This is a genomic window from Paenibacillus sp. Y280, assembly GCF_056786335.1.
Genome location: NZ_JBXCIW010000060.1, coordinates 1 through 1,218 on the forward strand (window position 1 = coordinate 1; position 1,218 = coordinate 1,218).

General features: G+C 39.7%; 3 protein-coding genes. All 3 read left to right on the forward strand.

The annotated features are described in order from the left end of the window. Positions 1-177: 177 nt before the first annotated feature. From AC1TPC_RS26810 to AC1TPC_RS26820, 3 genes are read left to right on the forward strand one after another with little or no spacing between them, the layout of a single operon-like run. The gene (locus AC1TPC_RS26810; RefSeq protein ID WP_482069770.1) at positions 178-591 is read left to right on the forward strand and encodes a polymorphic toxin-type HINT domain-containing protein; all 414 of its coding nucleotides are present in this window, start codon (positions 178-180) and stop codon (positions 589-591) included. Then, positions 576-800, forward strand: coding sequence for a hypothetical protein (locus tag AC1TPC_RS26815; protein ID WP_482069771.1), 225 nt, complete (start codon positions 576-578; stop codon positions 798-800). The genes AC1TPC_RS26810 and AC1TPC_RS26815 overlap by 16 nt, the downstream gene beginning before the upstream one ends. A 17-nt stretch (positions 801-817) precedes the next feature. Further along, on the forward strand, positions 818-1,162 hold the full coding sequence (locus tag AC1TPC_RS26820) for a hypothetical protein (RefSeq protein WP_482069772.1): 345 nt from the start codon (positions 818-820) through the stop codon (positions 1,160-1,162). The last annotated feature ends 56 nt before the right edge of the window (positions 1,163-1,218 follow it).

The following is a 1,218-nucleotide window of genomic DNA, read 5'->3' on the forward strand; positions in this document are numbered from 1 at the left end:
ACCATAAAGGTGCTCCTCTCTTTTGGGTGATGTGTTCTAGACAAACACCATTCTACCAAAGATCAGGGCACTTTTTTACGTTTTTATAAGATTTCACTTTCGAAATTCAGGTTTATAACTAACGAGGGGAGAAAAATATCGAAGACATTGAGGTCGGAGATAAGGTTCTCTAGAAGAATGAAGAAACAGGTAAGCAGGCTTGCAAGGAAGTTAGTGCACTTCATCGTAACGAGAAAGATACAACATATAAATTGTCAGTTGGCAATCAAATTATTGAGACAACTGATAATCATCCATTTTTGGATAGATGGAAAGGGATGGGTGCTTGCTGTTGATTTGAAGGTGGGCGATGAGTTATTCCAATGCAACGGAAACCATCTAAAGATTGATAACATTGAAATTGTACATCACGATGAAAAAGTAAAGGTATACATCTTTACTTGTGATGATTTCCATACTTACTTTGTAAGTGACTTACGAATCTGGATTCATAATATCGGGGATTGTGGTTTACGCCCTGAGGCCAAATATCTTAAGAGCGGGAACATGGAGTCGATTGGAAAGAAGGACCGGCAATGGCTAAAAAGTTAGGATTACCTCAAGGGCAGTGGAGCAAATCAGATTTAGAGTTTGCAGGTGAAAAAGCAGCAACATTAAAGTCTGGTGAAGGTGCATGGTTTGATCTACCTAGCGGTTCTACATCCAAAGTATACATGCCTGATGGTTCTACAGTGACTGCAACAAGAATCTGGGTAAGAAATAATGGTTCGGGTACATATCATGGTTATCCTGCACCATAGAAAAAATGAGACTGTCGATGGATTTTAGAATTCAAGCAGGATGTCCCAGATTTACTGGGGAATATGATGAAGATATATCATCCTTGTCTGATGCTCTTGAGACTGTGTTTCCTCTTTCGACAGAAGATGTGATAATTATGTGGAAGACCATTTGTATCCCAATAGGGTACAAATACGACATGAGCCTGATGATAGTTGATATCTTAAACATTCTTGAAAACCTTAGGATGAGAGTTTCTGGGGAGATAAGTGTTCACTGGCCGTCAAATTCATTTGCATGTAAGTGGGATTTAAGTAAGCATCAAATCCAGCCCACCTTCAACGTCCAAACCATTCATGAGAAAATGAAGGCAACCCAATGAAGGAGGTTGCCACATGACCACGAGAGAACAACGTCGTCAAGCATGGATTGAACGTA

Excerpts from the sequence above, each read along its gene's own strand:
- AC1TPC_RS26810 (WP_482069770.1), top strand. The coding sequence starts at position 178 with ATGAAGAAACAGGTAAGCAGGCTTGCAAGGAAGTTAGTGCACTTCATC.
- AC1TPC_RS26815 (WP_482069771.1), top strand. The coding sequence starts at position 576 with ATGGCTAAAAAGTTAGGATTACCTCAAGGGCAGTGGAGCAAATCAGAT.
- AC1TPC_RS26820 (WP_482069772.1), top strand. The coding sequence starts at position 818 with ATGGATTTTAGAATTCAAGCAGGATGTCCCAGATTTACTGGGGAATAT.